Here is a 6,621-nt window from a genome sequence, read left to right on the forward strand (position 1 = left end):
CTGGACGCCGTGACACAGACACAGATCCGGGTCCGGCGGCCGCACTGGGCCTGGTTCGTCGCGGGCGTCGCCTTCGTCGCCCTGGTCGGCGCCGCAGGGTTCCGCGCGGCGCCCAGCGTGCTGATCGACCCCCTGCACCGCGAGTTCGGATGGTCCACAGCGACCATCTCCACCGCCGTCAGCATCAACCTGCTCCTCTATGGACTGATCTCGCCGTTCGCCGCCGCGCTCATGGAGCGCCTGGGAATGCGCAGGGTCGTTTCCGGTGCGCTTGTGCTCGTCGCTGCCGGTAGTGGACTGACCGTCTTCATGAACTCCACGTGGCAGCTCCTACTCCTGTGGGGCGTCCTCGTGGGAGTCGGCACCGGCGCCATGGCACTGACCTTCGTCGCCACGGTCACCTCCCGGTGGTTCGTCAAGCACCAAGGTCTCGTCAGCGGTGTCCTCACCGCGGCGGGCGCGGCCGGACAGCTCGTGTTCCTGCCCGTGGTGGCACAGCTCGCCACGCACAGTGGATGGCGCACGGCGTCGCTCGCCATCTCCTTCACCGCGCTCGCGGTCGTCCCCCTTGTCCTCATCGCACTCCGGGACAAGCCCAGCGACGTCGGCACCACCGCCTACGGCGCCACCGGCGCCGAAGACCCGGTCCCCGCCACCAGCGGCCGCACCGCGACCCGTGCCCTCCAAGTGCTCGGCCAGGCGTCCCGCACCGGAACCTTCTGGCTCCTCGCGGGTGGCTTCGCCATCTGCGGCGCCTCGACCAACGGCCTCATCGGCACCCACTTCGTGCCTGCCGCCCACGACCACGGAATGCCCACAACGACCGCAGCAGGACTCTTGGCCCTAGTGGGTCTCTTTGACGTCATCGGCACCATCGCGTCAGGTTGGCTTACCGACAAGATCGACCCGCGCTACCTGCTCGGCGCCTACTACACCCTGCGCGGCGCGTCCCTGCTGATCCTGCCGCAACTGTTCGCCGCAACCACCGAACCACCCATGTGGGCGTTCATCGTCTTCTACGGCCTCGACTGGGTCGCCACGGTTCCGCCGACGGTGGCGCTATGCAGGAGGGTCTACGGCCACGACGGACCCATCGTGTTCGGCTGGGTCTTCGCCTCCCACCAGGTCGGCGCCGCGCTCGCGGCCGTCGGCGCCGGACTCACCCGCGACCACCACGGGAGCTACGACCCCGCCTGGTACGTCGCGGGCGGACTGTGCGCGATCGCGGCCGTCATGTCACTGCGCATCACCTCACAGCGGCTCGATAAGGCGCGCACCACCAGTTGATGTCTACGCTGCGCACATGGATCGCCAGCAAGAGTTCGTCCTGCGCACGCTCGAAGAACGCGACATCCGCTTCGTCCGGTTGTGGTTCACCGACGTGCTCGGCTTCCTGAAGTCCGTCGCGGTCGCGCCCGCGGAGTTGGAGGGCGCGTTCGCCGAGGGCATCGGGTTCGACGGTTCGGCGATCGAGGGTTTCTCCCGGGTGTACGAGTCGGACATGATCGCCAAGCCCGACCCGGCGACCTTCCAGGTGCTGCCGTGGGAGACCCCGGACGGCGAGCCGTACTCCGCGCGGATGTTCTGCGACATCGCCATGCCGGACGGCTCACCGTCCTGGGCGGACCCCCGGCACGTGCTGCGCCGCACGCTGTCGAAGGCCAGCGAGGCCGGCTTCACCTGCTACGTGCACCCCGAGATCGAGTTCTTCCTGCTCAACGACCTGCCGCACGACGGGAGCGAGCCGACCCCCGCCGACAACGGCGGCTACTTCGACCAGGCCAGCCACGCCACCGCCACGCACTTCCGCAGGCACGCCATCGAGACCCTCGAGGCGATGGGCATCTCGGTCGAGTTCAGCCACCACGAGGGCGCCCCCGGCCAGCAGGAGATCGACCTGCGCTACGCCGACGCCCTCACCATGGCCGACAACGTCATGACCTTCCGGTACGTGGTCAAGGAGGTCGCGCTCACCCAGGGCGTCTTCGCGTCCTTCATGCCCAAGCCGTTCTCCGAGCAGCCCGGCTCCGGCATGCACACCCACGTGAGCCTGTTCGAAGGCGACCGCAACGCCTTCTACGACAACGAAGACCCGTATCAGCTATCGGCAACCGGTAAGGCGTTCGTCGCGGGCCTGCTCAAGCACGCACGCGAGATCTCAGCCGTCACCAACCAGTGGGTGAACTCGTACAAGAGGCTCATCGTCGGTGGTGAGGCCCCTACCGCTGTCTGCTGGGGACACGCCAACCGGTCCGCCCTGGTCCGCGTACCCATGTACTCGCCGACCAAGGCATCCTCGCGTCGAGTCGAGATCCGCTCACTCGACTCCGCCTGCAACCCGTACCTGGCGTTCTCCGTCATCCTCGCCGCGGGCCTCAAGGGCGTCGCAGAGGGCTACCCGCTGCCCCCCGCCGCGGAGGACGACGTGTGGTCGCTGTCCGACGCCGAGCGCCGCGCCGCGGGCTACGCGAACCTGCCGCAGAACCTCGGCGAGGCACTGGCCGAGATGGAGAACTCCGAGCTGCTCGCCGAGACCCTCGGCGAGCACGTCTTCGACTACTTCCTGCGCAACAAGCGAACCGAATGGGACACATACCGCCGCAGCGTCACCCCTTATGAGCTGCGAACTCTCCTCCCGATGCTCTAGGCGGATCACCCTTTCGCTCGACTGGTAGGCCCACGGGCGGCCGTCGAGCCACTAGGTTGACCGGGTGCCCGACGTGCCCCCCGACGCCGTGACCGTGATCGCCTGTACCGCGGTGGCCGCGCAGGACCTGCCTGCCGCGCGGTTGGCGGCCAGGACGTTCCTCGACCACCACCCCGGCGCCCGGTTCGTGACCCTGCTGGTCGACGGCGAGCGTTCCGACGGGGTGCTCGTGCCCGAGGACATCGGCGTCCACCCGGCCGAGCTCGCCGACCTGGCCACCGGCCACACCGCGGTGGAGGCTTGCGCCGCGCTGCGCCCCCGGCTGCTGGAGTCGCTGCTGGTCGACCACGCCTGCCCGGTGGTCTACCTCGCGCCGTGGACCAGGGTCTACGCACCGTTCGCGGCCGCGATGACGGCGCCGCTCGACCAAGCGGCCGTCGTCCTGGTGCCCAGGGTGCTGCGGCCACTGCCCGCGGACGGCCTGCGCCCCACCCAGCAGGAACTGCTCACCGCCGGGATCTACGACGACGGCCTCATCGCCGTCAGCCACGGCGCGGAACCGTTCCTGCACGCGTGGGCGGAAGCCTGCCTGAACGACCCCGCGCGCGGGGGGTCGTTCCTCGACGGTGCCCCCGCAATGGCCGACCACCACGTTCTCCGCGACCCGGGCCTGGGGCTCTCCGGGTGGAACGCCGCACAACGCGCTCTGGCCCGCGACGCCTCCGGCAACCTCACCGCTGGCGCGACGACTCTGCGCACGGCCACATTCCAAGGCTTCGACCCGGCCAAACCGTGGCTTCTTACCGCTGACATCACCGACCACCCGAGAGTTCTCCTCTCAGAACATCCGCTGTTGGCAGCGGTCGTCACCGATTACGCCACCGAGCTCGACGACGTGTACGAACTGCCGCAATCGACGGTCCGATTCGGCAGACTCGCGGATGGCACGCTCTTCCCCGCGCCACTGCGGGCCGCGTATCGCGCGGCTAGAGCGAGCCAAGACCCGGCTCCCGCCGCAGGTGTCGAACCCGCTGGATTCCTCCGGTGGGCGTGCGCGCCAGAGCCCGGGATCACAGACGCCACCAGATGGGCGCTCGCGCTCTGGCAGGACGACCCTGAACTGCGTGAACGCTTCCCCGAGCCGTTCGGAGTCGACGCCGCGGGCTACCGCGACTGGTGCGCGACCGACGCCGTGCTCGCCGGTCGCCTCCACCAGCGCGCGGTACCAGGCCAGCACTCGGTCGACGTCACCCTGATCGACCAGATCGGTGTGTCCGTGGTCGGCTCCGGCCCGCTCGCCGACCGCGTCCGCCTGGCCGCCGAGGCGTCGGGCCTGCCCATCTCCGATGAGCCCGTCTACCCGGTGGTCCTTGCCTGCGGGGGACCGGGCGGACTGCCACGGCAGCGCCACATCATCGCGATTCGCGACGACCTCGCCCCGATCCCGTTCCGTGCCGACGAACGATGGCTGGTCTGGCCCACCGTCGCACCCGCACCAGACGGCATCGCCACACACACGGTTCCGTTGCCGCTACCCGACCCTGGCGCGCGCGACGAGGTCGCGCGAGACCACGCAAGACACCGACTCGGGCCGGGCGACGAGTCCGTGTTCGTGGCCTTTGCCGATCGCGGCGACGACCTGCTCGCCGCGTTCGCGGCAGCCTTCCCGGGCCGCGAAGACGTGCGCCTCGTGCTCCTGCTGCCTACGGCGCTCGCCCGTTCCGAAGGCGCCGAACGTCTCCGCCTGTCCGCGGCGGCTGACTCCCGCGTGCGACTCGTTTCCGACGAGTCAACGTTCACCGCCGTGGCCGACGCCGCGAACTGGGTCATATCGCTCGACCAGCCCGACAGCTCCGACTCGGCGCGGATCAACCGCTGGCTGGCAGAGGTGTCCCTGCGCGCCGTCCCGACGATCACCCTCGCCGGGGGAACGGCCGCTGACCTGCTCGGACCCGACAGCTGTGTCCCGCTGCCGACCGACGAGTTCGCCGCGGACACCATGGTCGCAGGCGCCATCCGCGACCTGGTCGACGATCCGGCGACCGCCGACAAGATCGGCTCAGCCGCCCGCACCCACGTGCTCGAACGGTTGGCACCCGCCGCCGCTGGCGCCGCCGTGCGTAGGCGAGTCGAACTCGCTTACCGCAGTTGGAGAGCTGGGCGCGCACTAGCCGCTGCCACCGAAGACGACCCACTACGCGCACTACGCGCTGCCCGGCACGCCCTGCACCGGCGACCGGACACCGACGTAGGGCACAAGATCCCGATGGCTCCGCAACTGCGCCGCGCCGTCCTTCGCGTGCTCAACCACTACGACGCGCACCTGACCTCGGTACTCGCGTCACTCATCGACGGCATAGAGCGCACAGCCGTCGAACTCGTCGAACGCCAGGACAGGCTCTCCAGCGCGGGTGCGGGCCTGGACGCGGATCTCCTCCGCGCTGACCTCGACCTCGTCGTGGAACGGATGGGCCAACTCGGCAAGCAGGTCTCCGCCACCGGCGACGAGGTAGTCCGCCTCAGGGGGGAGACCGCCGCAGGCGCGCGCGTCGTCGACGACCTCAGCGCGCAAGTCCGCGACGTGTCCACACGCGAACAGCACGACAGCGCCGCCGAGGTACGTGTGTTGACCGACGCGCTAGCCGCGAGCAACGCCAGGTTGGACGCACTGGAGGCGCGCCTGGCCGCTCAGCAACTCGAGGCCGAGACTCGGTTGACGATGGGCTCCTGGTCCGCCGACCAGGCTCTTCGCGCCACCGACGCGCTTCGCCGTGTCGTCGTCCGGCAGCACGAACGCGGAGTTTCTGTCGACGTCCCCAGCTCACCGGTCTTGTGTGACGCGGGCTTGTTGCGACTGCCTGTGCAGGACAGCGTCATGTCCGCCGTCTTGTCGAGCAACGGTGTGTGGGAGCCCGACGTCGCGGAGCTGGTCGACTCGCTCATCGAGCCCGACACGGTGTTCCTCGACGTGGGTGCCTACGTCGGCTACCACGCGATCCGAGTCCTCAGCCGACTCGGCACGAGTGGGACGGTCGTCGTGGTCGAGCCCGACCCGGAGGCGGTGAAACTGTTGCGCCACAACGTTTGCGAGAACGTCGCCGATGTCGTCGCCGACCGGCTCGTCGTCCTGCAGGCCGCGGCGTGGGACAGCGCCGTTCCGCTGGTGGGGACACCCGCGCCGGGCGGTGGCTACGGCGTCCGTCCACTCGAACCGCAGGAAGTGACCACGGACACACAAAGTGGATCACCGGTCGCCGCGGTGCGGCTCGACCGCGAGCTCGACGCCATCGAGGCCACCAAGGGGCAGCGGTTGGCGGTCGTCAAAGTGGACATTCCGGGCCGTGGGCACCGCGCTTTGGGGGGTCTCGTCCGCCGCCTGCGCAAGGACCGGCCGAACGTCATCCTCGCTTTCGACGGCGCCATGACCAGCGGTTTCGGCGACGACCCGGCTACCGTGCTCAGCGAGTTCGAGGCATGGGGCTACGAGCTCGTGCGGGTCGGCGATGACAACCCCGCCGCTATCGCCGATGTCGTCTCCGACGTGCTCGCCGGTCGGGTGCGCTCGCTCTGGCTCCGACCCCCTGCAAGCCGCTGACCAGGCGATTTGACTTTGGAATTCGACCTGGGTAACTTTCTCCATGTCGCACGGAGCGCCGGACGGAACAGGACGCAAGAGCCTGGCGGGGACGGACTCGAGAGACAGACGGGTCGAGCGGTTGACACCGCGAATCGAACCGGGTAGTGTTCTGCGACGTCACCACGATCGACTTCTCCCAGTAAAGGGTCCTCGGATCCAGCGCGGGACGGGTACGGTCGGGTAAACAAACTTGCTAGGCAATACCAGCCTCGGATGAGGTCGCCCTGGGTGGCGGCTGATTCGGATGTGCGTGTGTTGTTTGAGAACTCAACAGTGTGCCGATTTAAGCCAGTAGAGCTTGAATGATTGAACCCCATTTGTGGGTTCCTTTGAGATG

General features: G+C 68.9%; 3 protein-coding genes. All 3 read left to right on the forward strand.

All coding sequences use genetic code 11. The annotated features are described in order from the left end of the window. Positions 1-9: 9 nt before the first annotated feature. The 3 genes from CLV68_RS28600 to CLV68_RS28610 all read left to right on the forward strand — a co-directional run bounded on the left by CLV68_RS28600 (position 10) and on the right by CLV68_RS28610 (position 6,242). Positions 10-1,287: an MFS transporter gene (locus tag CLV68_RS28600; RefSeq protein ID WP_121394007.1), complete on the forward strand. Its 1,278-nt coding sequence runs from the start codon at positions 10-12 to the stop codon at positions 1,285-1,287. Between the two features lie 16 nt (positions 1,288-1,303). Beyond that, positions 1,304-2,647, forward strand: coding sequence for a type I glutamate--ammonia ligase (glnA, locus tag CLV68_RS28605; RefSeq protein ID WP_092785225.1), 1,344 nt, complete (start codon positions 1,304-1,306; stop codon positions 2,645-2,647). Positions 2,648-2,711: 64 nt separating this feature from the next. After that, entirely contained in the window at positions 2,712-6,242 is a 3,531-nt protein-coding gene (locus CLV68_RS28610; RefSeq protein ID WP_121394009.1) for an FkbM family methyltransferase, read from the forward strand. Positions 6,243-6,621: the final 379 nt, after the last annotated feature.

The organism is Actinokineospora cianjurensis, from assembly GCF_003663795.1.
GTDB classification, from domain to species: Bacteria; Actinomycetota; Actinomycetes; order Mycobacteriales; family Pseudonocardiaceae; genus Actinokineospora; species Actinokineospora terrae.